At 71.5% G+C, this 22,570-nt stretch carries 22 protein-coding genes and 1 tRNA gene; 11 read left to right on the forward strand and 12 right to left on the reverse strand.

Features of this window, described 5'->3' with window-relative positions:
• Nucleotides 1-36: 36 nt before the first annotated feature.
• Nucleotides 37-921, forward strand: a complete 885-nt coding sequence (locus QMC84_RS10150) for a patatin-like phospholipase family protein (protein ID WP_300374471.1) — start codon at nt 37-39, stop codon at nt 919-921.
• The gene (locus tag QMC84_RS10155; protein WP_300374473.1) at nt 918-1,937 is read left to right on the forward strand and encodes a 1-acyl-sn-glycerol-3-phosphate acyltransferase; all 1,020 of its coding nucleotides are present in this window, start codon (nt 918-920) and stop codon (nt 1,935-1,937) included. Before QMC84_RS10150 ends, QMC84_RS10155 begins: the two co-directional genes overlap by 4 nt.
• A 39-nt stretch (nt 1,938-1,976) precedes the next feature.
• On the opposite strand, the gene QMC84_RS10160 is transcribed toward QMC84_RS10155, so the two are convergent.
• Nucleotides 1,977-2,618, reverse strand: a complete 642-nt coding sequence (locus QMC84_RS10160) for a hypothetical protein (RefSeq protein WP_300374475.1) — start codon at nt 2,616-2,618, stop codon at nt 1,977-1,979.
• 156 nt (nt 2,619-2,774) lie between these two features.
• Between QMC84_RS10160 and QMC84_RS10165 the strand changes: the two genes are divergently transcribed.
• Together QMC84_RS10165 and QMC84_RS10170 are read left to right on the forward strand one after the other, a co-directional pair.
• The gene (locus QMC84_RS10165) at nt 2,775-3,287 is read left to right on the forward strand and encodes a peptidylprolyl isomerase (RefSeq protein ID WP_300374477.1); all 513 of its coding nucleotides are present in this window, start codon (nt 2,775-2,777) and stop codon (nt 3,285-3,287) included.
• Between the two features lie 16 nt (nt 3,288-3,303).
• Entirely contained in the window at nt 3,304-4,224 is a 921-nt protein-coding gene (locus QMC84_RS10170) for a rhomboid family intramembrane serine protease (protein ID WP_300374479.1), read from the forward strand.
• Between the two features lie 413 nt (nt 4,225-4,637).
• Here QMC84_RS10170 and QMC84_RS10175 read toward each other — a convergent pair whose 3' ends face one another.
• On the reverse strand, nt 4,638-5,096 hold the full coding sequence (locus tag QMC84_RS10175) for a cell division protein CrgA (RefSeq protein ID WP_300374481.1): 459 nt from the start codon (nt 5,094-5,096) through the stop codon (nt 4,638-4,640).
• A 50-nt stretch (nt 5,097-5,146) separates the two neighbouring features.
• Here QMC84_RS10175 and QMC84_RS10180 point away from each other — a divergent pair, with 50 nt between their 5' ends.
• The gene (locus tag QMC84_RS10180; RefSeq protein ID WP_300374483.1) at nt 5,147-5,968 is read left to right on the forward strand and encodes a DUF881 domain-containing protein; all 822 of its coding nucleotides are present in this window, start codon (nt 5,147-5,149) and stop codon (nt 5,966-5,968) included.
• Here the strand turns inward: QMC84_RS10180 and pknB are convergent.
• From pknB to QMC84_RS10215, 7 genes are read right to left on the reverse strand one after another with little or no spacing between them, the layout of a single operon-like run.
• The gene (pknB, locus tag QMC84_RS10185; RefSeq protein WP_300374485.1) at nt 5,928-7,742 is read right to left on the reverse strand and encodes a Stk1 family PASTA domain-containing Ser/Thr kinase; all 1,815 of its coding nucleotides are present in this window, start codon (nt 7,740-7,742) and stop codon (nt 5,928-5,930) included. The two genes, QMC84_RS10180 and pknB, sit on opposite strands and share 41 nt — an antisense overlap.
• Nucleotides 7,739-9,154 carry a protein kinase gene (locus QMC84_RS10190; protein ID WP_300374487.1) on the reverse strand — a complete coding sequence of 472 codons (1,416 nt, stop codon included), beginning with the start codon at nt 9,152-9,154 and terminating at the stop codon, nt 7,739-7,741. Before QMC84_RS10190 ends, pknB begins: the two co-directional genes overlap by 4 nt.
• Nucleotides 9,151-10,623 carry a penicillin-binding protein 2 gene (locus QMC84_RS10195; RefSeq protein ID WP_300374489.1) on the reverse strand — a complete coding sequence of 491 codons (1,473 nt, stop codon included), beginning with the start codon at nt 10,621-10,623 and terminating at the stop codon, nt 9,151-9,153. The genes QMC84_RS10190 and QMC84_RS10195 overlap by 4 nt, the downstream gene beginning before the upstream one ends.
• Nucleotides 10,620-12,026 carry an FtsW/RodA/SpoVE family cell cycle protein gene (locus QMC84_RS10200; RefSeq protein ID WP_300374491.1) on the reverse strand — a complete coding sequence of 469 codons (1,407 nt, stop codon included), beginning with the start codon at nt 12,024-12,026 and terminating at the stop codon, nt 10,620-10,622. The genes QMC84_RS10195 and QMC84_RS10200 overlap by 4 nt, the downstream gene beginning before the upstream one ends.
• Nucleotides 12,026-13,354: a protein phosphatase 2C domain-containing protein gene (locus tag QMC84_RS10205; protein ID WP_300374492.1), complete on the reverse strand. Its 1,329-nt coding sequence runs from the start codon at nt 13,352-13,354 to the stop codon at nt 12,026-12,028. The genes QMC84_RS10200 and QMC84_RS10205 overlap by 1 nt, the downstream gene beginning before the upstream one ends.
• Before the next feature lie 4 nt (nt 13,355-13,358).
• Nucleotides 13,359-13,835: an FHA domain-containing protein gene (locus tag QMC84_RS10210; protein ID WP_300374493.1), complete on the reverse strand. Its 477-nt coding sequence runs from the start codon at nt 13,833-13,835 to the stop codon at nt 13,359-13,361.
• Nucleotides 13,836-13,837: 2 nt separating this feature from the next.
• Nucleotides 13,838-14,554 (reverse strand): DUF3662 and FHA domain-containing protein, encoded by a 717-nt coding sequence (locus tag QMC84_RS10215; RefSeq protein WP_300374495.1) that lies wholly within the window; start codon nt 14,552-14,554, stop codon nt 13,838-13,840.
• Between the two features lie 277 nt (nt 14,555-14,831).
• Between QMC84_RS10215 and QMC84_RS10220 the strand changes: the two genes are divergently transcribed.
• Together QMC84_RS10220 and QMC84_RS10225 are read left to right on the forward strand one after the other, a co-directional pair.
• Nucleotides 14,832-14,915: transfer RNA gene (locus QMC84_RS10220), tRNA-Leu, on the forward strand.
• Nucleotides 14,916-15,086: 171 nt separating this feature from the next.
• On the forward strand, nt 15,087-15,377 hold the full coding sequence (locus QMC84_RS10225; RefSeq protein ID WP_300374497.1) for an ATP-binding protein: 291 nt from the start codon (nt 15,087-15,089) through the stop codon (nt 15,375-15,377).
• Nucleotides 15,378-16,130: 753 nt separating this feature from the next.
• On the opposite strand, the gene QMC84_RS10230 is transcribed toward QMC84_RS10225, so the two are convergent.
• The 3 genes from QMC84_RS10230 to QMC84_RS10235 are packed head-to-tail and all read right to left on the reverse strand — an operon-like array spanning nt 16,131 to nt 19,781.
• Complete coding sequence (locus QMC84_RS10230; protein ID WP_300374499.1) at nt 16,131-17,909, reverse strand: biotin carboxylase N-terminal domain-containing protein; 1,779 nt, start codon at nt 17,907-17,909, stop codon at nt 16,131-16,133.
• A gap of 16 nt (nt 17,910-17,925) precedes the next feature.
• Nucleotides 17,926-18,150, reverse strand: coding sequence for an acyl-CoA carboxylase subunit epsilon (locus QMC84_RS22410; RefSeq protein ID WP_366145743.1), 225 nt, complete (start codon nt 18,148-18,150; stop codon nt 17,926-17,928).
• Complete coding sequence (locus QMC84_RS10235) at nt 18,147-19,781, reverse strand: acyl-CoA carboxylase subunit beta (protein WP_300374501.1); 1,635 nt, start codon at nt 19,779-19,781, stop codon at nt 18,147-18,149. The genes QMC84_RS22410 and QMC84_RS10235 overlap by 4 nt, the downstream gene beginning before the upstream one ends.
• A gap of 56 nt (nt 19,782-19,837) precedes the next feature.
• On the opposite strand from QMC84_RS10235, the gene QMC84_RS10240 reads away from it, so the two are divergent.
• From QMC84_RS10240 to QMC84_RS10255, 4 genes are all read left to right on the forward strand, one after another.
• The gene (locus tag QMC84_RS10240; protein WP_300374502.1) at nt 19,838-20,656 is read left to right on the forward strand and encodes a biotin--[acetyl-CoA-carboxylase] ligase; all 819 of its coding nucleotides are present in this window, start codon (nt 19,838-19,840) and stop codon (nt 20,654-20,656) included.
• Between the two features lie 12 nt (nt 20,657-20,668).
• Nucleotides 20,669-21,169, forward strand: coding sequence for a PH domain-containing protein (locus QMC84_RS10245; protein ID WP_300374504.1), 501 nt, complete (start codon nt 20,669-20,671; stop codon nt 21,167-21,169).
• Nucleotides 21,156-22,163 carry an adenylate/guanylate cyclase domain-containing protein gene (locus QMC84_RS10250; protein WP_300374506.1) on the forward strand — a complete coding sequence of 336 codons (1,008 nt, stop codon included), beginning with the start codon at nt 21,156-21,158 and terminating at the stop codon, nt 22,161-22,163. The genes QMC84_RS10245 and QMC84_RS10250 overlap by 14 nt, the downstream gene beginning before the upstream one ends.
• 78 nt (nt 22,164-22,241) lie before the next feature.
• On the forward strand, nt 22,242-22,553 hold the full coding sequence (locus QMC84_RS10255) for a winged helix-turn-helix domain-containing protein (RefSeq protein WP_300374508.1): 312 nt from the start codon (nt 22,242-22,244) through the stop codon (nt 22,551-22,553).
• The last annotated feature ends 17 nt before the right edge of the window (nt 22,554-22,570 follow it).

A 22,570-nucleotide genomic window follows, 5' to 3' on the forward strand; every position in this document is an offset into this window, starting at 1 on the left:
CCGGTGAGCCGACGATGAGCCGACGATGACCCCAGCATGACCACCGCATTCGTCCTCGGCGGGGGCGGCGTCCTCGGCGCCGTCGAGGTCGGGATGCTCCGGGCCCTGCTCGAGCGCGGCATCGTCCCGGACCTGGTGCTCGGAACCAGCGTCGGCGCCCTCAACGGCGCGCTCGTCGCTCGGCAGCCCGACCTCGGCGTGGTCGAGAAGCTCACCGCGATGTGGCGTGGCGCCGGGGGTGGCGCCGGCCCTGACGCCGGACCGGGCGACGGGCCACCGCCCCGTCAGGTGTACGGCGACCGCCCGTTGCGGACCGTGCGCCGAGCGATGTCGACCGGGACCCACCTGTGGTCCTCCGGCCCGCTGCAGCGGGCCCTGGCAGCGGAGTTCGGCGACCTCACCTTCGAGGACCTGCCGGTGCGGTTCCAGGTCTGCGCGGCCAGCATCGAGCGGGCGGCCGAGCACTGGTTCGACTCCGGCCCGCTGGTGGAGGCGGTCGTCGCCAGCGCCGCCGTACCCGGTCTCCTGCCGCCGGCCCGGATCGGCGACGAGCACTTCCTCGACGGCGGCATCGTCAACTCCATCCCGCTGGCCCGCGCGGTGCGGCTCGGCGCGGACCGGGTCTTCGTGCTCCAGGTCGGGCGCATCGACCGGCCGCTCAGCGTGCCCCGCCGCCCGTGGGAGGTCGCGCGGGTCTCCTTCGAGATCGCCCGCCGGCACCGGTTCATCCGCGAGCTCGACGAGCTGCCCGAGGACGTCGAGGCCTACGTGCTGCCCGCTCGCGGCACCTCCTCCCGCGACGACTCGCTGCTCGGCAGCCGGGACTTCGCGAGCGTGCAGGCGCGCATCGACGAGACGTACGCCGCGTCGGTGGCCTACCTCGACGAGCACCTCGGGCCGGTGTCAGCGAGCGACCGGTGATCCGGCTGCTGCGGCGGCTGGTCATCGCGCCCGCGGTCGTGGCACTCACCGGGCTGCTGTGGTTCACCCTGCCGCTGTGGGTGATCGGCGCCGCCGCGCTGTCGCCCGTGGTGCCCGGCCGGCTGCGGCCGCTGCGCATCATGTGGGTCGCGATCGTCTACCTGACCTGCCAGGCGATCCTGCTGGTGGTCCTCTTCGGGCTCTGGCTCGCGTCCGGGCTCGGGTGGCGGCTGCGCTCGGCGTACTTCGAGGGCATCCACTACGACCTCGTGCAGGGCACCATGTGGATCTTCTTCCGCGAGGCGCGGCGGGTACTGCGGCTGCGGATCGAGACCGAGGGGCCGGCGCCCGACGCCCACCCCGGGCGGCCGCTCCTCGTGTGCTGCCGGCACGCCGGGCCGGGCGACTCCTTCGTGCTGATCCACACGCTGATGGCGTGGTACGCACGGGAGCCGCGCGTGGTGCTCAGGGACACGCTGGCCTGGGACCCGGCGATCGACGTGATCCTCAACCGGATCCCGGCCCGGTTCATCACGCCGAACCCTGCGGAGGGGGCCCGGCTCGAGGACCAGATCGCGGCCCTGGCGACCGGCCTGGACGAGAACGATGCGTTCGTGATCTTCCCCGAGGGTGGCAACTTCACCCCGCAGCGCCGGCAGCGGGCCATCGACCGGCTCCGCCGGCTCGGCATGGAGCGGATGGCCGCGCGTGCCGAGCGGATGACCCATGTCCTGGCGCCGCGTCCGGGTGGCTTCCTCGCGGCCCTCGACGCGGCCCCGGACGCCGACGTGGTGCTGGTGGCGCACACCGGGCTCGACCACCTCCTGACCGTCGGTGACATCTGGCGCGAGCTGCCGATGGACAAGCGGATCGTGATGCGGTGGTGGCAGGTGCCGCGCGCCGAGATCCCGGCGGGCCGCGACGAGCGGATCGACTGGCTCTACGGCTGGTGGGAGCGGATCGACGCGTGGATCCAGCAGAACCGGCCCGAGGACCTGTCCCCGGGCCGGCGCTGACCGTGCTGGTGCTGTCTCGGTGGCGAGGGTGGCGCCAGGTCAGCCCTTGTTCTCGTCGACGTCGACGACCTCGGCCGGGTCGTCGGGCGTGGTGACGGGGTGCGGGGCCTCGGCCTGGTCGGCGATCGCCTCGTCGGGGGACGCGCCGCCCTCGTCGTCGGTCGGCTGGGTCGTGGAGCGGGCCGGTCCCGGCGCCGGCGCCGGGGTCGGCGTGTAGGAGGACTGCCAGTTCTCGCTCTGGCCGCTGCCCCGGAGCTTCTTGGCCACGAACGCCGCGACCGCGGCCAGGCCCGTCAGCAGGAACAGCTTCTTCGTCTTGCCGCCCCTCTTCTTCTTCGGCGAGGTGACCTCGGTGACCTTGCCGGCTGCGGCGTCGGCGGCCTCGGCAGCGCGCTCCGCGGCGAGGCTCGCGCCGGCGGCGACCTTCTCGGCGGCCAGCGCGGCGCCCGAGGCGATGGCCGGTCCGGCCTTCGCGCGGGCGTCGGCGATGACCGGTGCGGCCTTCGCGCGGGCGTCGGCGATCACGGGGGCCGCCTTGGTGCGGGCGTCGGCGATCACCGGGCCGGCCTTCTCACGTGCCGTGGCGACCGCGGACTCGAGCTGCGGCCTGACCTGGTCGACGTACTGGGTGACGGTCTCGCTCGCCTGGTCGATCAGGGACTTCTTCTTGCGCAGACCCATCGTGGGGCACTTCCTCTCGTCGTGTCCTGCCTCATTCGATCATGTCACCCGGGGGCGAACCAGAGGCAAGGCTGCCGGGTGGGCTCCTTGCGGGCCGTGCGAGGATCGGACGGCACGTACACCGTGCCGTGTACCCATCTGACGTGAGAGGCACTCATGGCTGACCAGCAGGCCGTTCTCAAGACCAACCGGGGTGACATCACCCTGAACCTGTTCCCCGACCACGCGCCGGAGACGGTCGCCAACTTCACCGGCCTCGCCGAGGGCACCAAGGCGTACGACGCGGGCAACGGCAGGACCGGTCCGTTCTACGACGGCCTCGGCTTCCACCGGGTCATCGAGGGCTTCATGATCCAGGGCGGCTGCCCGCTCGGCACCGGCACCGGCGGCCCCGGCTACACCTTCAAGGACGAGCCGCACCCCGAGCTGACCTTCGACAAGCCGTACCTGCTCGCGATGGCCAACGCCGGCCCGGGCACGAACGGGTCGCAGTTCTTCATCACCGTCGGCGCGACCACGTGGCTGAACTTCAAGCACACGATCTTCGGCGAGGTCGCCGACCAGGCCTCCCGCGACGTCGTCGACGCGATCGCGACCACGGCCACCGGCCCGGGCGACCGCCCGGTCGAGCCGGTCGTGTTCGAGAGCGTCGAGATCGTCCGCGGCTGACCCAGGGCGACCGAGCGTGTCCGAGGACACCACGCCTCCGGGCGGGGTGCCGACCTGTTACCGGCACCCCGGCCGCGAGGCCCACATCCGCTGCCAGCGTTGCGACCGGCCGATCTGCCCGGACTGCATGCGCGACGCGGCCGTCGGCTTCCAGTGCCCCGAGTGCGTGGCGGAGGGCCGGAAGAACACCCGCGCCGGCCGCACCGCGTTCGGCGGGCTCCGGCCGACCAACGCCGCGACGACGTCGTTCGTCCTGATCGGCCTCAACGCCTTCGTCTGGCTGATGATCGTGGCCAGCGGCGGCAGCGCCAGCCGGGTCCTCGCGTGGCTCGAGCTGCGGCCGAACGGGCTGTGCCTCAACGCCGCCGGCGGCTTCGACACCACCCGGGCGGTCTGCTCGGGCCGCGGCGAGTGGCTGCCCGGTGTGTACGACGGCGCCTACTGGCAGCTGCTCACCAGCACGTTCACGCACGTGCAGCCCCTGCACATCGCGTTCAACATGTTCGCGCTGTACGTCCTCGGCCCCCAGCTGGAGCTGGCCATCGGCCGGATCCGCTTCCTGGCGCTCTACCTGCTCTCCGGGCTCACCGGGTCCGCGCTGGTGTACTGGGCGTCCCCGGAGTTCCAGGCCACCGTCGGCGCCTCGGGCGCGATCTTCGGCCTGATGGGCGCGCTGCTCGTGGTGGCCTACAAGATGCGGGCGAACACCCAGCAGATCCTGATGTGGATCGGCATCAACTTCGTGTTCACCGTGATGGTCAGCAACATCTCCTGGCAGGGCCACCTGGGCGGGTTCCTCGGCGGCCTGGTGATCGCCGCGATCCTGGTCTACTCCCCGCGCGGCCCGCGACGAGCCTGGTTCCAGGTCTCCGGCCTGGTGCTCGTCGCCGCGATCACCGCCGTCGCGGTCGTCCTCCGCACCGCCGCCCTCGGCTGATCTCGTCCGGCGTCCGGCTCGCCGCGCCCCGCTGACGTCGTGCGGAGGGGGTCACCCTGTGGCTCCGTCCGGATGACGTCCGGGGCGGGTGGGCGCGGTGCGGGTGGGCGCGGCCCGCGGGGCGGACGGTCATGCACAGGTGTGGATTGACCTGTGGAGAACTACACCCGTGTAGTTCTCCACAGCACTGTCCCCAGGTGTGGACGAAGCACACCGCCGGCCCGGAGGGACCGGCGGTGGCAGAGAGGGCGTGGCAGAGGTGGTGGCTGCGGTGTTGCTGATCGTGGTGGCTGAGGTGGTGGGCAGGTCACCGGGTCTCGACCCGGCCGTCGCGACCTCCTTCGTCGGTCGCGGGCCTTGCTCGACCTTCGCGGGCGACGCTGTCACCTCGTTCCTCGGTGACAGCTGCCCGCTCACTCCCAGCGGGTCGCGAAGGTGAAGCCCACGGCCATCAGGGCGATGCCCACGAAGAGGTTCTTCTGGCCCAGGTCGTTGAAGACCGGGATGCTGGACATGTCGTTGCTGAAGACGTAGTAGGTGCAGATCCACAGCAGGCCGATCAGGAAGCAGCTCAGCATGCCCACCACGACGCCGCGGCCGCGGCCGAGCGGGGTGGAGGGGTGGGCGGAGATGACCAGGCCGAGCATGATCAGGCCGAAGCCGATGAGGTAGTTCCAGTTGCCGAGGTCGTCCATGAACGCCGGCGAGCCCGGGTCGGGCTTCGGGAACGCGGTCGGGTCGACGCGGACCACGATGTAGAAGTAGGCCATCCACGCGATGCCGAGCACGATCAGCACCAGCGCGATCACCGAGCGCACGGACAGCAGCGGGCCCCGGGCGGGGGCGAGAGGATCAAGCTTGGCCTTGGCCACGGGTGCTCCTGGATCGATCGTGAGACGGGCTGCGCGCTACCTTAGTCGCCATGCGCGGTCGAACCCATGCGCGGCCCCCGGAGTCGCCCGGTCCGGGCTGGCTTCGGGCCCGCCTGGGACGGCCGCCTGCCGACCGCAGGCGCAGCCTGTGGCGGGCCGGCACCCCCGTGGTCGTGCTGCTGTGCGGCGCCCTGTTCGTGGTGAGCGCCGCCAACAGCGGCGGCACCGACCTGCGCCCCGGCCGCTACACCGACCTCGCGTCGCTGGTGAAGGACGAGGCGGACCAGTACGCCGAGCTCCAGCAGCGGCGCACCGAGCTCAACGACCAGGTCGCGTCGCTGTCGGCTGCGGTGAGCGATCGCGACGTGAACCGCTACCAGCGCCGGGTGGCGGAGCTGAAGGACCCGACCGGCCTGGTGCCGCGCTCGGGCGCCGGCATCTCGATCACCCTGTCCGACGCACCCGAGGACGTCATCAACTCCACGACCGGCGACATCAACGAGCTGCTCGTGCACCAGCAGGACATCCAGGCCGTCGTCAACGCCCTGTGGAAGGGCGGCGCGACCGCGGTCACCATCGCCGGGCAGCGGATCGTCTCCACCACCGGCATCAAGTGCGAGGGCAACGCGGTCCAGCTCCAGGGCGTGCCCTACCCCCAGCCCTACGTCATCCAGGCGGTCGGCGACCAGGGCGCGCTGCTGACCGCGATCGAGGGCGACACCTACGTCGGGGCCTACCGCGAGGACGCGGCCGACCCCGACATCTCCGTCGGGTGGGGCCTCGAGCTCGAGGACCGGCTCACCGCGCCGGCGTACGACGGCCTGCTCGACCTCAACTACGCCGAGCCGCTGGTCCCCGTCTCCGGGAGCTGAGTCTCCGGGAGCTGGCCGAGCGCGGCGGCACCGCGCTCCGCTCGAGCACCGGCGGCGGGGTGTCCGTCGGGGTGCTGCTCGGCGACTCGGTCGGTGTCGGCTCCTCGGTCGGCTCCTGGTAGTTCGAGACGAGGATGGTCACCGTCGAGCCCTGCGACGGCGTCTCGCCGGGCTCCGGGCTCTGGTCGGTCACGGTGCCGGCCGGCTCGGTCGAGTCCGGGTCGGCGATCACCCGCGGCTCGAACCCGGCGGCCCGGATCTTGTGCTTCGCCTGCGGCTGCATCAGGCCGCGGACGTCGGGCACCTCCTCGGGACCGTCGGAGTAGAGCACCAGGACGGTGCTGCCCTGCTCGACCGAGGTGTTGGCCGGCGGGTCGGTCTCGATCACCTCGCCGGCGGGCTCGTCGGACTCCTTCTCCTCCATCCGCACCACGAAGTCGGCGGCCTCGAGCTGGGACCGGGCGGCCTCCTTGTCCAGGCCGATCACCGGCGGCACGTCCACCTCGGGGACCCCGAGCGAGATGACGAAGTCGACGGCGGTGTCGGGGTCGACGTACCGGTCCGGCTCCGGGTTCTGCCGGATCACGTTCCCCGCCTTGACCGTGTCGCTGTTCTCGCGGTCGATGCTGCCGACGGCGAGCTCGGCCTCGCCGATCAGCCGGCGCGCCTGGGTCTCGGTCTTCCCGACGACGTTCGGCACCGCCACCTGCTCCGGCGCCTGCTCGAAGAGCCGCGGCCACACGAAGTACGCGCCGGCCAGGATCAGCGCCACCAGCAGCGCCCCGATCAGGACCAGCAGGCCGGTACGGCTGCGCGGCAGGTCGTTCTCGGCGGGCGGCACCGCGCCGACCACGGCGGTCCGCTCGGTGGCCGACGCGGGTGGCACCGCCGACACCGGCGCCGGGATCGGCGCCTGCACCGGGCGGCCGGCGAGGTAGCGCTCGATGTCGCTGCGCATCGCGGCGGCCGACTGGTAGCGGTCCTCGACCCGCTTGGCCAGTGCCTTCATGACGATCGCGTCGATCTCCGGCGGCAGCTCGGTGTCGTGGTCCGAGGGGGGTACGGCGGGCTCGCGGACGTGCTGGTAGGCGACGGCGACCGGGCTGTCGCCGACGAACGGCGGGCGGCCGGTGAGCAGCTCGTAGAGGAGGCACCCGGCGGAGTAGACGTCCGAGCGCGAGTCGACGGTCTCGCCGCGCGCCTGCTCCGGGGAGAGGTACTGCGCGGTGCCCACCACCGCCGCGGTCTGGGTCATCGTCGAGGACGCGTCGCTGATCGCCCGGGCGATGCCGAAGTCCATCACCTTCACGTCGCCGCTCGGGGTGAGCATCACGTTGCCGGGCTTGATGTCGCGGTGGATGATCCCCGCGCGGTGGCTGTAGTCGAGGGCGGCGAGCACGCCGCTGGTGATCTCCAGCGCGCGCTCGGGGAGGATCTTGCGGCCCTCGCGCAGGATGTCGCGCAGCGTCCTGCCGGCGACGAACTCCATCACGATGTAGGGCTGGGAGATGCCGGAACCGTCCGCGGCCGGCTCCTCACCGGTGTCGTAGACGGCGACGATCGCTGGGTGGTTGAGCGACGCGGCCGACTGCGCCTCGCGCCGGAACCGGGCCTGGAAGGTCGCGTCGCTGGCCAGGTCGGTGCGCAGCCGCTTGACCGCCACGACCCGGCCGAGCCGGGTGTCGGTGCCCTTGCGGACCTCGGCCATCCCGCCGCGGCCGAGCAGCTCGCCGAGCTCGTAGCGGCCACCGACGGTGGGCTGGTGGTTGCTCATCGACGGTCGACCTCGCCTTGGCTGCTGGTGGACGTGCGGGTGGGCCTGCTGGCGGACGTGAGGGGAGCGGTCGGCTCGGAGGCGGCGGTACCGGACGCGGTCTGCGACGGGGCCACCGGCGAGTCGGACTGCGTGGGCGTCGGGGTGGGTGTCGGGGTGGGGGTCGGCGTCGGGGTCGGCGACGTGGACGTGGGTTCGGAGGAGGGCGGCTCGGAGGTGGGCTCCGAGGAGGGCGGCTCGGAGGCCGGCTCGGTCGACGGCGGCTCGGAGGTGGGCTGGGTGCTGCGGCTCTGCTTCGGCGCGCGGGTCGGCTCGTCCGCCGGGTCGTCGGAGCCCAGGCCCTCGGCGACGAGCAGGAAGACGATCACCGCGACGACGATCAGGGCCAGCACGGCCAGCACCGGCCACAGCGCGTTGCGCCGGCGCACCCGCGGCGGGTCCGGTACGTGTCCGGCGACCGGGCCGGGGACCAGGGTCGGCTCCGCCGGGAGCACTGCGGGCACCGCCCCCGGAAGCACCCGGGTGTGGTCGTGCTCGACGGGCGCGCCGAGGTCGGCGACGGCCGTGGCCGGGTCGCGCAGGGCGGCGGCCAGGGTCGCGCCGTCGGCGAACCGGTCCTGGGGCAGCTTCGAGAGCGCGCGCCGTACGACGGCGGCCAGGTCGCTCGGCACCGACCCGGGCAGCTCGGGCACCGGCTCGCGCAGGTGCGCCAGCGCGGTGGCGACCGCCGTGTCCGCGACGAACGGGCGGCGCCCGGCGAGGCACTCGAAGGCGACCACGCCGAGGGAGTAGACGTCGGAGGCCGGGGTCGCGGTCTGGCCCTGGGCCTGCTCGGGCGAGAGGTACTGCGGGGTGCCCATCACCTCGCCGGTCCCGGTCAGGCCGATCCCCTCCGCGGCGCGGGCGATCCCGAAGTCGGTGATCTTGACCTGCCGGTCGGGGGTCACCAGCAGGTTGGCGGGCTTGACGTCGCGGTGCACGATCCCGGCCGCGTGCGCGGCCGCCAGGCCGTCCGCCGCCTGTGCGAGCAGCCCCCGCACGGCGTCCGGGTCCATCGGCTCCCCGGGTCGCAGCAGCGCGGAGAGTGGCTGCCCGTCGACGAGCTCCATCACCAGGAACGGCCGCTGCACCCCCGACCCGTCGGCGGCCGGCGCCTCGCCGAAGTCGTAGACCGCGGCGATGTTCGCGTGGTGCAGCGAGGCGGCGTGCTGCGCCTCGGTCTCGAAGCGGGTCCGGAACGTCGCGTTGTCGGCGTACTCGCTCTTGAGGAGCTTGATCGCGACCTGGCGACCCAGCGTGGTGTCGGTGCCGCGCCAGACCTCGCCCATGCCGCCGGTGGCGATCCGGGCGTCGAGGCGGTAGCGGTGCTCGGCGTCGGCGAAGCCGTGGCCCTGGTCCGGTGTCGAGGTCACTTGATCACCGCCTCCATCACGGCCTTGGCGATCGGGCCGCCGTAGGTGCCGCCCGCGATCTCGCCGCGGGGGATGTCGGCGGCCTGGATCATCACCGCGACCGCGACCTGCGGGTTCTCGGCCGGGGCGAACGAGACGAACCAGGCGTACGGCGGCTTGTCCGGCTGGCCGCTCTGCGCGGTACCGGTCTTGCCGGCGACCTGGAACCCCTCCATCGCGGCCGGGCTCGCCGTACCCTCGTTCACCGTCGCGACCATCAGCTTGGTGACCTCGCTGGCCGCCGAGGACGAGATCGCCTGGGACAGCTCCTGCGGCTCGGTCTTCTCGATCACGTCGAGGTCGGCGGACTGCTCCTCGTCGACCAGGTAGGGCCGCATCACGGTGCCGCCGTTGGCGATCCCGGCGGTGACCATCGCCATCTGCAGCGGCGTGGCGGCGACGTCGAACTGGCCGATGCCGGACTGGCCGACCTCCGGCTCGCTCGCGTCGGTCGGGAAGACCGACTCCGCCTGCGGGGTGAGGTCGTCGAAGTAGTGGCTGTTGAAGCCGAACCCCTCGGCGGTCTTGGCCATGTCCTCCGCGCCGACCTCGATCGCGATCTGGGCGAAGGAGGTGTTGCAGGACTGCGCGAGCGCCTGGGTGAAGGGGATCCGCGCGTTGTTGGCCCCGCAGGAGCGGCCCTCGTTGTCGATCTCGCCGGTGGGCCCGCTGGTCTGCGGCAGCTGGAAGGTGACGCCGCCGGGCACCGGGTCGTCCGCCTTGTAGAGGCCGTTGTCGATGGCCGCGGCCGCGGTGAGGATCTTGAACGTCGAGCCGGGCGGCAGCCGGGTCTGGATGGCCCGGTTGAGCAGCGGCTGGGTCGGGTCGGCGTTGAGCCGGTCGAAGGTGTCCTGCACCGAGCCGAGGTCGTGGGAGGCGAGCTTGTTCGGGTCGTACGTGGGCAGCGAGACCATCGCCAGGACCTTGCCCGTGCTGGGCTGGAGCGCGACGACCGAGCCCTGAACGTTGGGGCCGAGGGCCTTGAGCCCGTTGTACGCCGCGTCCTGGGCCTTCGGGTCGATGGTCAGCGCGACGTTGCCGCCCTGGGTCGGGTCGTTGCTCAGCAGGTCGACGAGCTTGGTCACGAACAGCCGGGAGTCGTCGCCGGAGAGGATGGCGTTGCGGCTCTGCTCGATGCCGGTCGCGCTGTAGTAGCTGAACCAGCCGGTCAGCGGCGCGTACTCGAGGGGCGTGGGGTAGGTGCGCTGGAACTTGTACTGGTCGTCGGACTCGACGCTCTCGGCGACCGGCTTGTTGCCGACCAGGATCGCGCCGCGCTCGCGGGAGTACGCCTCCACGAGCACGCGCCGGTTCTGCGGGTCGTCGTTGAGCTTGCCGGCCTTCCAGTACTGCAGGTAGGTCGCGTTCAGCATCAGCGCCACGAACAGCAGCAGGCAGAAGATCGAGATCGTCCGGATCGGCTTGTTCACCCGAGCTTCACCACCTGGGTGGCGTCGTCGCCGATCGCGGTCGTGTCGTCGGAGAGCTGCGGCGCCGGGCGGCGGGCCTGGTCGGAGACCCGCAGCAGGATCGCGACGATCACCCAGTTCGCCACCAGCGAGGACCCGCCGTACGAGAGGAACGGCGTGGTGAGACCGGTCAGCGGGATCAGGCTGGTCACGCCGCCGACGACCACGAACACCTGGAGCGCGAACACGCTGCCCAGGCCGGTCGACAGCAGCTTGCCGAACCCGTCGCGGCAGATCAGCGCGGTGCGCAGCGCCCGCTCGACGATCAGGCCGTAGAGGAGGACCACCGCGATGACCGCGGTCAGGCCGAGCTCCTCGCCGATCGCGGCGACGATGAAGTCCGACTCCGCGAACGGCACGCGGTTGGGGTCGCCGTCGCCGAACCCGCGGCCGATCAGGCCGCCCCAGCCCATGCCGAACTGCGCCTCGACCGGCTGGAACGCCTGGTCGCCGTTCTTGTTGTAGTAGTCGAACGGGTGCAGCCAGATGTCGAAGCGGTCGGTCACGTGGGGGAACAGGTAGTACGCCGCGGTCGCGCCGCCGGCGAACATCAGGGCGCCCACCACGAGCCACCCGGGGCGCTCGGTGGCGACGTAGAGCATCACCAGGAACAGGCCGAAGAACAGCAGGCTCGAGCCGAGGTCGCGCTGGAAGACCAGGATGCCGAGGCTGACCAGCCACATCGCGAGGATCGGGCCGAGGTCGCGCCCGCGCGGCAGGTCGACGAACACCACCCGGCGGCCGGCGAGGGCGAGCGCGTCGCGGTGGAGCACCAGGTAGCCGGCGAAGGTCATCACCAGCAGCACCTTGGCGACCTCGCCCGGCTGGAAGTTGAACGGGCCGAGGTGGATCCAGATCCGCGCGCCGTACACGGACTTGCCGATGCCCGGCAGCATCGGCAACAGGAGCAGCACGATCGCGGCGAGGCCGCTGGTGTAGGTGAACCGCTGGAGGTTGCGGTGGTCGCGCAGCACCAGCAGGGTGGCGACGAACAGGATGACGCCGAGGGTCATCCACACCAGCTGCTGCTGGGCGTAGTCGTGCTTGGTGCCGGCCGCCTCCTTGGCGAGGTCGAGCCGGTGGATCACCGCCAGGCCGAGGCCGTTGAGGGCGGCGACGACCGGCAGCAGCACCGGGTCGGCGTACGGCGCGACCACGCGGATCACCACGTGGGCGACGATGACCAGCGCGGCGAGCCAGCCGCCGTACCCGAACAGGTCGGCCGGGATCTTCTCCTGCACGCCGATGCCGACGGCGGCGTACGCGCCGATGCCGACCGCTAGCGCGAGCACCAGCAGGAACAGCTCGGCACCCCGGCGGCGGCGGTGCACGAACCCCATCAGGCTGGAGGACGTCTGGGACATCAGCCCCCCGAGCTCTCGGTGATGGGGGTCTGACGGGCGGCCAGATCGCGGACCTTCTGCTCGGCGTCCTCGAGGTTGTCGTAGGCGATGCCCTCGCGGACCCGGTCGGCCTCGATCTCACCGAGCCGGTCCAGCTCGACGTCCGAGTGCTCGTAGGGCTCGGAGAGCGAGAGGCCGGCCAGCTCGGTGTTGACGCCGCGGAAGATCACGACCGCGCCGTCCTCCTCGCCGACGTAGTACTGGCCCTGGGTCCACGACCACGCCGCGGCGAGGCCGACCCAGACCAGCCCGACCAGGAGCACCAGCGTCAGCAGCCGCTTGAGCCACACGAAGCGGCGCGGCGGGCGGGGCGCGTAGCGGGCCTCCTCGGGGTCGATCGGGTCGGCGGTGATCGCGTGGGGCAGGTCGTCGGGGATCTCGGCCTGCACCGGCTCGAGCTCGCCGGTGTCGCCGGAGCGGTGGCCGCGGAACAGGCTGCCCATGCCGCCGCCGCGCTGGCGGTGCAGGCGCCGCTCGGCAGCGGCGCCGACCAGCACCGGCTCGCCCGCCTCGCCGGGACCGGGCGGCTCGTCGGCCGCGACGGCATCGGCCACCAGGCAGGTCACGTTGTCGGAGCTGCCGGCCTCGAGGCTGGCGCGCACCAGCTCGACCGACGCGAACTCCGGGCTTCCGGTCGCGAGGATGTCGGCCAGCCGGTCGTCGTCGAGCACCCCGCTGGTGCCGTCGCTGCACAGCAGCAGCCGGTCCTTGGGCGCCAGCTCGATCATGAAGAGGTCGGGCTCGACCTCGCCGGGACCGCCCAGGGCGTTGAGGATCAGGTTGCGGTGCGGGTGGACCCGGGCCTCCGCCTCGGTGATCCGGCCCTCGTCGATGAGCGTCTGCACGAAGGTGTGGTCGGAGGTGAGGCGGGTGATCTCGCCCTGGCGGAACAGGTAGGCACGGCTGTCGCCGACGTGGCCGATCGCGATCCGTGCGCCGTCGAAGAGCGCGACCGTCGCGGTGGTGCTGGTGCCGTCGAGCGCGGGGTCCTCCGCGGCGAGCTCGTTGATCCGGTCGTGCGCGCGGTGCAGCGCGCCGGCGACCTTGGTGAGCAGGTCGTCCGGGGACTCGCCCTTCGGCGGTACGTCGAGCCGCCGCAACTGGCCGATCGCGGTGCTGGAGGCGATGTCGCCGCGGGCCGCGCCGCCGACGCCGTCGCAGACCGCGACCAGCCACGGCCCGACGTATCCGGAGTCCTGGTTGTCCTTGCGGACCCGCCCGACGTCGGAGATCGCGGCGAACCGCAGGCGCAGGCCGGTCGGCGGCGCCGCTGCTGGCGTGTCGGTCATCGCGCTACTTCCTGAGCTCCAGGATCGTCTTGCCGATCCGGACCTGGGTGCCGAGCGTGATCGTGGTGGGCTGGGTGATGCGGACGGTGCCGACGTACGTGCCGTTGGTCGAGCCGAGGTCCTCGACGAACCACTGGTCCCCGGAGGCCGCGATCCGCGCGTGCCGGGTCGAGACGTAGTCGTCGTCGAGGCGGATCGCGGCGTCGGCGCCGCGGCCGATCAGGATCGGCGCGCGGTCGAGGTCGACCCGCTCACCGGCGTTCGAGCCCTCGGTCACCGCCAGGTGGGTGGGCGTGCCGCGCCGCTTGCTGGGCTGCTTGGCCGGCTTGGGGGCACGGCCGGCACCGCGGCCGCCGCGCGCCGCCTCCGGGACCCGGGCGCCGAACATGTCGGAGCGGATCACCGAGATGGCCGAGAGCACGAAGATCCAGAGGATCGCCAGGTAGGCGATCCGGATCAGGAACAGCGTCAGCTCGGACATCCTCAGCCCTCCTCGAGGACCCGGACGGTCATGGTGGTGTTGCCGATCTTGACCTGGGAGCCGTCGCGCAGGCCGGTGTGGGTGATCCGGTGGCCGTCGACCAGCATGCCGTTGGTCGAGCCCAGGTCGTTGACCTCGATCGAGAGTCCCGACCCGTCCGGCGACCCGGATCCCGTGACCGTGAACTCGACGTGCCGGCGGCTGACGCCGGGGTCGTTGATGCGCAGGTCGGCGTCGGTGCCCCGGCCGACCACGAGACCGGGCGGCTGGAGCGGGTGCCGGGTGCCGTTGACCTCGAGCACCGCGCGGGCCCGGCCGACCTGGGTGTGGGTCGCGCCGCTGGTCACCTTGGCCTGGGCCTGGCTGCGGATCCGGAAGCGTCCCGTGGTGAGGTCGTCGGCGGCCTCGAAGGCGATCGCCACCGGTCCCGGGAAGACGTAGCTCTGCTGCTCGGCGTGGTCGCGCAGCTGGCTGGTCAGCTCCTCGGCGAGCGCGGTGTCGTACGGCGAGAGCCGGTCCAGGTCGGCCGGTGAGAGCTCGACGTGGAAGTCGTTGGGGACCAGGCGCCGCTCGCGGGAGAGGATCTGGGCGTTGTTGTCGCACTCGCGCTGGAGGGCCGCCGCGATCTCGACCGGCTGGACCGCGGAGCGGAACGCGCGGGCGAAGGCGCCCGAGATCATCTGCTCGAGCCGGTTCTCCAGCTTCTGGAGTCCGCCCACGCTGCCTCCTTCCGTCCGCATCCCGGTGGTCGTGCCCGCCAGCGTGCTCGCCGAATCCTCGGCCGTGGCAGGCCGGGCACCCCGACCGGTGGGCCGGGCTGCGACCGATCGTAACGGGGTCGACCGAGCGGTGCGCGCGGCGCGGGCGCGGCGCGCGAGGGTCGTGTGCCTCACGCCGCGCCCTGGCGCGTGCTCAGGCACACGACCCGGGCCGGGCGGGCCGCCGGTGTCGGTTTGGGGCAAGCCTGGGGGCTGGGATAGCCTTGGCCCGCTTCACGCGCGAGTGGCGGAATAGGCAGACGCGCACGGTTCAGGTCCGTGTGTCCGAAAGGACGTGGGGGTTCAACTCCCCCCTCGCGCACGTGGGCCGGTTTAGGTATTACCGGCTCGGCAGTTTAGGTAAAGAAAGGGCCCCTGGCCTGCGGAAACGCGGGCCAGGGGCCCTCGCCGTGTGTATCCGGCAGGTAGTTAAGCCGGCCGCGCCACCGGCGTTGTCGCGCACATCCCTGACCACCACCTGGAGACGCACCCGATGAGCGCCGCCCGCCTGGCCATCACCGCTGACGAAGAGCTGCGGCTCGTCCAGGTCATGGGCGACATCCAAGAGGCCGTTGCTGCCTACTACGCCGAGACCGCCGCCCGCGGCGACATCGGGCGGGACGGCTGGGGCGGCGTCTTCGGCGACCAGGCCGTCGCCGCCGCGATGATCGACCGCGTCGTCCACCACGCCGACGTCCTCACCCTGAAGGGCGCCAGCTACCGACTACGCAACCGCGGCATCGACACCCTGCCCAGCATCAGAACCCAAGACACGGCAGACTAAGCAGCACGAACCGGTGGCCTCGTTTTCGAGCGTCGGAGCGGCCTCATTTTCGAGCGTTGCCGACAGTTTGCGAGGCTCGAGATTCGAAGATCAGCTGAGACCGACTTGAGGACAAGAGCTCTCGAGAGCTGTTCGGACAGGACAGCTGATCCGCAGGCTGCAGATGCACCCTCAAGGCCTCTCAGGCGAGACGTATTCGACCTCTGACCTACGGAAACGAAGATTGGGAGTTCCGAGGGTGAATCGTGGGAGGGCTCTTCGACTCGCCGTCGCGAGCTGCGAAGATCAACCGGTCACGTGTGATGACGGGCCCCGGGTCTTCGGATCCGGGGCTTCGTCCATTTTCCGGGCGGCTTCGTGTGGCCGTCGGCTTGGAGTGGCCTCGCGATGTTCGATTGCCGCCGTTGCTGCGGCGTGGCCCTTCTTGGATTTGGGTGCTCGTCTTAGTCACCTAAGTCTCAGTGGTGCGGGCGAGCGATCAATCTGCGGCAACTTTCTGGCGAGAATCTGCAGCCGCTGTGCCCCCCCGGGGTGCACGCCTCCTCGGGCTCGGGCCAGCGGCAAACCCGCTTCGCCGGGGCCCGCTCGCGAAGGCATGCCCGCGGGCCGCTGGGCGGTCGAAGTACTCCTCGCAGGCGCGATCGGGGTTTGGGACCCCGAAATGCCAAACATATAGTGAACGCTCATCCCGAGTGCTCACGAAAGGAGCAGGCGTGGGTCGGGGCGTCCACCAGCGCGGGATGGAGCCCGTGTTCAGTCCTTGAGCTCGCAGATGACCGCGCCGTTGCCGACGGTCTGACCGACCACGGCCTCGAGCCCGGTGACCGTGCCGGCCTTGTGCGCCTTGAGCGGCTGCTCCATCTTCATCGCCTCGATGACGACCACGGTGTCGCCCTCGGCGACCTGCTGGCCCTCCTCGACGACGACCTTGACGATGGTGCCCTGCATCGGGCTGGTGACCGCGTCGCCGCTGGCCGCGGCTCCCGCCTTCTTGCCGGCCGCGCGCTTCGGCTTCTTGGCGCCGCCGACGGCGCCGGCCCCGGCGCCGAGACCGCCCGGCAGGACGACCTCGAGGCGCTTCCCGCCGACCTCGACGACGACCCGCTGCCGCTCCTCTCCCGAAGATCCAAGGGAGCCGTCGCCCTCGGCGGTGTCACCGCTGTACGGCGGGATCTGGTTGTCGAAGTCGGTCTCGATCCACTGGGTGTAGACGTCGAAGCTGTCGCCGTCTCCGACGAACGCCGGGTCGGAGACGACTGCGCGGTGGAACGGGATGACCGTCGGCATGCCGTCCACGACGAACTCGTCGAGCGCGCGCCGCGAGCGCTCCAGGGCCTGGGTGCGGTCGCGGCCGGTCACGATCAGCTTCGCGATGAGCGAGTCGAACGAGCCCGGGATGGTCTCGCCGTTCTCGTAGCCGCCGTCGAGGCGGACGCCCGGACCGCTGGGCGGGCTCCAGGCCGACAGCGTGCCGGGCGCCGGCATGAAGTTGCGGCCGCCGTCCTCGGCGTTGATGCGGAACTCGATCGAGTGGCCGCGGATCTCGGGGTCGCCGTACCCGAGCTCCTCGCCCGCCGCGATGCGGAACATCTCGCGGACCAGGTCGATGCCGGTGACCTCCTCGGACACGCAGTGCTCGACCTGGAGCCGGGTGTTGACCTCGAGGAAGGAGATGGTGCCGTCCTGGGCGACCAGGAACTCGCAGGTGCCGGCGCCGTAGTAGCCGGCCTCCTTCAGGATGCGCTTGGAGGACTCGTAGAGCTCGGTCAGCTGCTCCTCGGTGAGGTACGGCGCGGGCGCCTCCTCGACCAGCTTCTGGTTGCGGCGCTGGAGCGAGCAGTCCCGGGTGGAGACCACGACGACGTTGCCGTGCTGGTCGGCGAGGCACTGGGTCTCGACGTGGCGCGGCTTGTCGAGGAACTTCTCGACCAGGCACTCGCCGCGGCCGAAGGCGGAGATCGCCTCACGCACCGCGGACTCGTAGGCGTCGGGGATCTCCTCGAGGGTGCGGGCGACCTTGAGGCCGCGGCCGCCACCGCCGAACACCGCCTTGATCGCGACCGGGAGGCCGTTGGCCTTCGCGAACTCGACGACCTCGTCGGCGTCCTGGACGGGGTCCTTGGTGCCCGGGGCCAGTGGCGCGTTCGCCTTGTCGGCGATGTGCTTGGCCCTGGCCTTGTCGCCCAGCGCCTCGATCGCCGAGGGCGGTGGGCCGATCCAGGTCAGCCCGGCGTCGATGACCGCCTGGGCGAAGTCGGCGTTCTCTGCGAGGAAGCCGTAGCCGGGGTGCACCGAGTCGGCGCCGGACTGCTCGGCGACCGCGATGATCTTGGTGATGTCGAGGTAGGAGTCCGCCGGGGTCGCCCCACCGAGCGCGTAGGCCTCGTCGGCGAGGCGGACGAACAGCGCGTCGCGGTCGGGGTCGGCGTAGACCGCCACAGAGCCGATACCGGCGTCCTTGCAGGCGCGGATCACGCGCACCGCGATCTCTCCGCGGTTGGCGACAAGGACCTTCTGCAGAGACTTGGTCACATGGCGTCCTGTTCTCTCAACGGGCAAGGGTGCTGGCGCGCCAGCCGTCAGGTCCGTGGGGGTGGGGTGTCCGTAGCTTGTGGTGGTGTGCGAACCAGTGCGGGGCCGGTAGTGGTGGGGGGATTTGGTGGCTGGGTAGGGAGGTGACCACTGCGGTGAGGGCGGCGATCTCGTCGGGTGTGGGATTACCTCGCACCACGCGTAGCAGGGGTCGTGTGGGGTGGTCGGCCGGGGCGGTCACAGGGGGATGTTCCCGTGCTTCTTCGGCGGCAGCGTCTCGCGCTTGGAGCGCAGCAGGCGCAGCGCGCGGACGATCTCCAGGCGCGTCTCGTGTGGGGCGATCACCGCGTCGACGTACCCGCGCTCGGCGGCGATGTAGGGGTTGGCCAGGGTGGTCTCGTACTCGTCGATCAGCTCGGCGCGGCGCGACTCCACGTCGCCGCCATCGTCCTGGAGCGCCTTGAGCTCCTTGCGGTAGACGATGTTGGCTGCGCCCTGGGCGCCCATCACCGCGATCTGGGCGGTCGGCCAGGCGACGTTGATGTCGGCGCCGAGGTGCTTGGAGCCCATCACGTCGTAGGCCCCCCCGTAGGCCTTGCGGGTGATGATCGTGACCAGCGGGACGGTGGCCTCGGCGTAGGCGAAGATCAGCTTGGCGCCGCGGCGGATGATGCCGTTCCACTCCTGGTCGGTGCCCGGGAGGAAGCCCGGGACGTCGACGAAGGTCAGCACCGGGATGTTGAAGGCGTCGCAGAAGCGCACGAAGCGGGCGGCCTTCTCCGAGGCGTCGATGTCGAGGGTGCCGGCGAACTGCATCGGCTGGTTGGCGACGACCCCGACCGAGCGGCCCTCGACCCGGCCGAAGCCCACGATGATGTTCGGCGCGAACAGCTCCTGGACCTCCAGGAACTCCTGGTCGTCGAGGGCGGCTCCGATCACCTCGTGCATGTCGTAGGGCTGGTTCGGCGAGTCCGGGATGATCGAGTCCAGGCTGCGGTCCAGGTCGGTGAACTCGGGCTCCGCCGCCTCGTCGTAGGCGGGCACCTCGTCGAGGTTGTTCTGCGGGAGGTAGGAGAGCAGCGCCTTGACGTACTCGATCGCGTCCTCCTCGTCCGAGCCCATGTAGTGGGCGTTGCCGGACTTGGTGTTGTGCGTGCGGGCGCCGCCGAGGTCCTCCATCGACACGTCCTCGCCGGTGACGGTCTTGATGACGTCGGGACCGGTGATGAACATGTTGGAGGTGCCGTCGACCATGATCGTGAAGTCGGTGACCGCGGGGGAGTAGACGTGCCCGCCGGCGCAGGAGCCCATGATCATGCTGATCTGCGGGATCACGCCGGAGGCGTGCACGTTGCGGCGGAAGATCTCGCCGTACAGGCCGAGCGAGACGACACCTTCCTGGATCCGCGCGCCGGCGCCCTCGTTGATGCCGATGATCGGGCATCCGGTCTTGATCGCGAGGTCCATGACCTTGGTGATCTTCTCGCCGTACACCTCGCCCAGCGAGCCGCCGAAGACCGTGAAGTCCTGGGAGAACACGCACACCTGGCGGCCGTCGATCTCGCCGTAGCCGGTGATCACCCCGTCGCCGTACGGCCGGTTCTTCTCGAGGCCGAACGCCGTCGACCGGTGCCGGGCCAGCTCGTCGAGCTCGACGAAGGAGCCCTCGTCGAAGAGCATCTCGATGCGTTCCCGGGCGGTCTTGCGGCCCTTGGCGTGCTGCTTCTCGACCGCCTTCGCCGAGCCCGCGTGCACCGCCTCGTCGAGCCGTCGGTCGAGGTCGGCGAGCTTGCCCGCCGTCGTGTGGACGTCGGGGGAGCCGGCTCCGTGACCGGGCTCGGTGCTCGCCGTCTCTGCTGTCGGCTCTGCCATCTTCTGGGGGGCTCCTCACTGGCACGTGGTTGGGACCGTGGGCCAATGTAGTGCCCGTGACCTCCGACCCGGTGCGACGCACATCACTCGACCCCGTCCCGCTCGCGGCCCTCGCCCCCGATCTCCTCGTCGAGGTGCTCGAGACCGCGACCTCGACCAACGCGGTCGCCGCGGAGCGCGCCCGGGAGGGCGCCGAGGAGGGCCTGGTCGTCGTCGCCGAGCACCAGACCGCCGGCCGGGGCCGCCTGGACCGGTCCTGGGAGACCCCCGCCCGGTCCTCGCTGACGTTCTCGCTGCTGCTCCGCCCGTCGGCGCCGGCCGCCGACTGGCCGTGGCTGCCGCTGCTCGCCGGCTACACCGTGACGAAGGCGCTGCGCGCGGAGGGGTACGACGTCGGGGTGAAGTGGCCCAACGACGTACTGGCCGGCGACCGCAAGCTGGTCGGCATCCTGGTCGAGCGGGTCGAGACGCCCACCGGCCCGGCGGCGGTGCTCGGGATCGGGCTGAACGTCAGCCTGACCGCGGGCGAGCTGCCGGTCCCGGCCGCGACCTCGCTGGCCCTCGAGTCCGGCGCCGAGCCGGACCGGACCCATCTGCTCGGCGAGCTGCTCCGCTCGCTGCGCGAGGCCTACGACGTCTGGCAGGCCGGTGGGGCCGAGGCGACCGCCCGGCTGCGCTCGTCGTACGCCGCGGCCTGCGTCACGGTCGGCCGCGACGTGCGGGTCGACCTGCCCGGCGGCCGGGTGCTGACCGGCCGGGCGACCGGCATCGACGAGGTCGGGCGGCTGGTGGTGCGCGGCGCGGACGGCGAGACGGTCGTGGGCGCGGGCGACGTCGTGCACGTGCGCTCCGCCACGTCCGGGCACGATCAGTGACATGATCGGCGCGTGGCCATCTCGCACAAGCTGCTGAACGAGGGTGAGACCGTCGTCGTCGACACCCGCACCCACGTCAAGGCGCTGATCGTCCCGATCCTGGTCCTGGTCGTCCTGCTGGCGATCGGCACCTTCGTCCAGGTCCAGTGGGACCAGACGCTCGCCTACGTCGTGTGGGCCGTCGTCGCGATCGGCGTGATCTGGTACGTCCTGCGCCCGGCGATCATCTGGGCCACCGCGTCGTACACGTTCACGAACCGGCGGCTGATCACCCGCAGCGGCGTCCTCGTGCGCCGCGGCCACGACATGCCGCTCACGCGGATCAGCGACATCGCCTACGAGTTCGGGCTGATCGACCGGATGCTCGGCTGCGGCACGCTGATCATCTCCGACGCCAGCGAGCACGGGCAGATCCGGCTGCACGACATCCCGCGGGTCGAGGAGACCCAGCGCAGGGTCAACGCCATGCTGCAGAGCCTCAACCACCCCTCGGCAGGACATGACGGGACCTGACGACCACCCGACCGGGTCGGACCCGGCGCCGAGCTCGGAGGACCTCGAGCGGGCGATCCTCGGCGAGACGCCCACGTTCAACGCCCAGGAGGTCGCGGCCCGCACCGGCGTCACCGTCGCGGAGGCGCGCCGGCTGTGGCGTGCGCTCGGGTTCCCCGAGCACGGGCTGGAGACGGCGTTCACCGACGCCGACGCCGACGCGCTCTCGACGCTGCTCGGCGTGGTCGCGTCCGGCGCCATCGACTTCGACATGGCCGTCAACCTCACCCGCGCCGTCGGTCAGACGATGGCCCGGCTCGCCGACTGGGAGGTCGCGACCCTGGTGCACCGGGTCGAGGAGCTCGAGTCCGGTGACGAGGCGACCGGCAGCCGGCAGGGATCGGCGATCCGGCTCATCGACGAGATCAACCAGCCGTTCGAGGAGCTCCTCGTCTACGTCTGGCGCCGGCACCTGGCCGCAGCGGTCGCGCGGGTCGAGGCGCTGCGCGCCAACGAGGAGGACCTCAACACCGTGCAGCTCACCGTCGGATTCGCCGACATCGTGAGCTTCACGGCGCTCTCGAACCGGCTGAGCGAGGAGCGGATCGGCGACCTGGTCGAGCTCTTCGAGTCCCGGTGCTCCGACGTGGTCGCCTCCCAGCGCGGGCGCGTGATCAAGAGCATCGGCGACTCGGTGCTGTTCGTGAACGACGACCCGGTCCGGGCCTACGACACGGCCGAGGGGATCATCAACGTGGTCGGCCGGGACACCCGGATGCCCGACGTACGCCTGGGGCTGGCGAGCGGCTCGGTCGTGATGCGGCTCGGTGACGTCTTCGGCCCGCCGGTCAACCTGGCCGCCCGGCTGACGGCGGTGGCCCGCCGCAACCGGATCATCATCGACTCCGCCACCGCCGGGCTGCTGCCGGCTGAGGAGTTCGAGACCCGGCGGCTGCCGGCCCGCCCGGTGCGTGGCTTCGGGCTCGTCGAGCCGGTCGCCGTCCGCCGCTCCTGACCCTGCGATCGGCTAGTCCTGGGGATCAATTTCGGCGTTTGCCCTCCGGTGCGGCCGGTGCCTTCCTACCGTGGGAACGTGATCGAGGTGCAGGACATCCGGCTCGATCCGGTCTCGCGGCGGACCTGGCGTGGAACCGAGGAGATCGTGCTCTCCCGCAAGGAGTTCGACCTGGTCCAGACGCTGATGGAGCGGGCGGGCGAGGTCGTCACGCGCGACGAGCTGATGCGTGACGTCTGGCACACCACGTTCTGGACCTCGTCGAAGACCATCGACGTGCACCTGGGGTGGGTGCGCCGCAAGCTCGGTGACGACAGCCGCCATCCGCGCCTGATCACCACGATCCGCGGCGAGGGGCTGCGCTTCGAGACCGAGGACCGCACCCGCTGAGCGACCCCGTCTAGAGT

The organism is Nocardioides sp., from assembly GCF_030019515.1.
In the GTDB taxonomy this organism is placed as follows: Bacteria; Actinomycetota; Actinomycetes; order Propionibacteriales; family Nocardioidaceae; genus Nocardioides.

Coding starts and splice junctions, on each gene's coding strand:
- QMC84_RS10150 (WP_300374471.1), top strand. CDS start 37: ATGACCACCGCATTCGTCCTCGGCGGGGGCGGCGTCCTCGGCGCCGTC.
- QMC84_RS10160 (WP_300374475.1), bottom strand. CDS start 2,618: ATGGGTCTGCGCAAGAAGAAGTCCCTGATCGACCAGGCGAGCGAGACC.
- QMC84_RS10165 (WP_300374477.1), top strand. CDS start 2,775: ATGGCTGACCAGCAGGCCGTTCTCAAGACCAACCGGGGTGACATCACC.
- QMC84_RS10180 (WP_300374483.1), top strand. CDS start 5,147: ATGCGCGGTCGAACCCATGCGCGGCCCCCGGAGTCGCCCGGTCCGGGC.
- pknB (WP_300374485.1), bottom strand. CDS start 7,742: ATGAGCAACCACCAGCCCACCGTCGGTGGCCGCTACGAGCTCGGCGAG.
- QMC84_RS10200 (WP_300374491.1), bottom strand. CDS start 12,026: ATGTCCCAGACGTCCTCCAGCCTGATGGGGTTCGTGCACCGCCGCCGC.
- QMC84_RS10205 (WP_300374492.1), bottom strand. CDS start 13,354: ATGACCGACACGCCAGCAGCGGCGCCGCCGACCGGCCTGCGCCTGCGG.
- QMC84_RS10210 (WP_300374493.1), bottom strand. CDS start 13,835: ATGTCCGAGCTGACGCTGTTCCTGATCCGGATCGCCTACCTGGCGATC.
- QMC84_RS10225 (WP_300374497.1), top strand. CDS start 15,087: ATGAGCGCCGCCCGCCTGGCCATCACCGCTGACGAAGAGCTGCGGCTC.
- QMC84_RS10235 (WP_300374501.1), bottom strand. CDS start 19,781: ATGGCAGAGCCGACAGCAGAGACGGCGAGCACCGAGCCCGGTCACGGA.
- QMC84_RS10250 (WP_300374506.1), top strand. CDS start 21,156: ATGACGGGACCTGACGACCACCCGACCGGGTCGGACCCGGCGCCGAGC.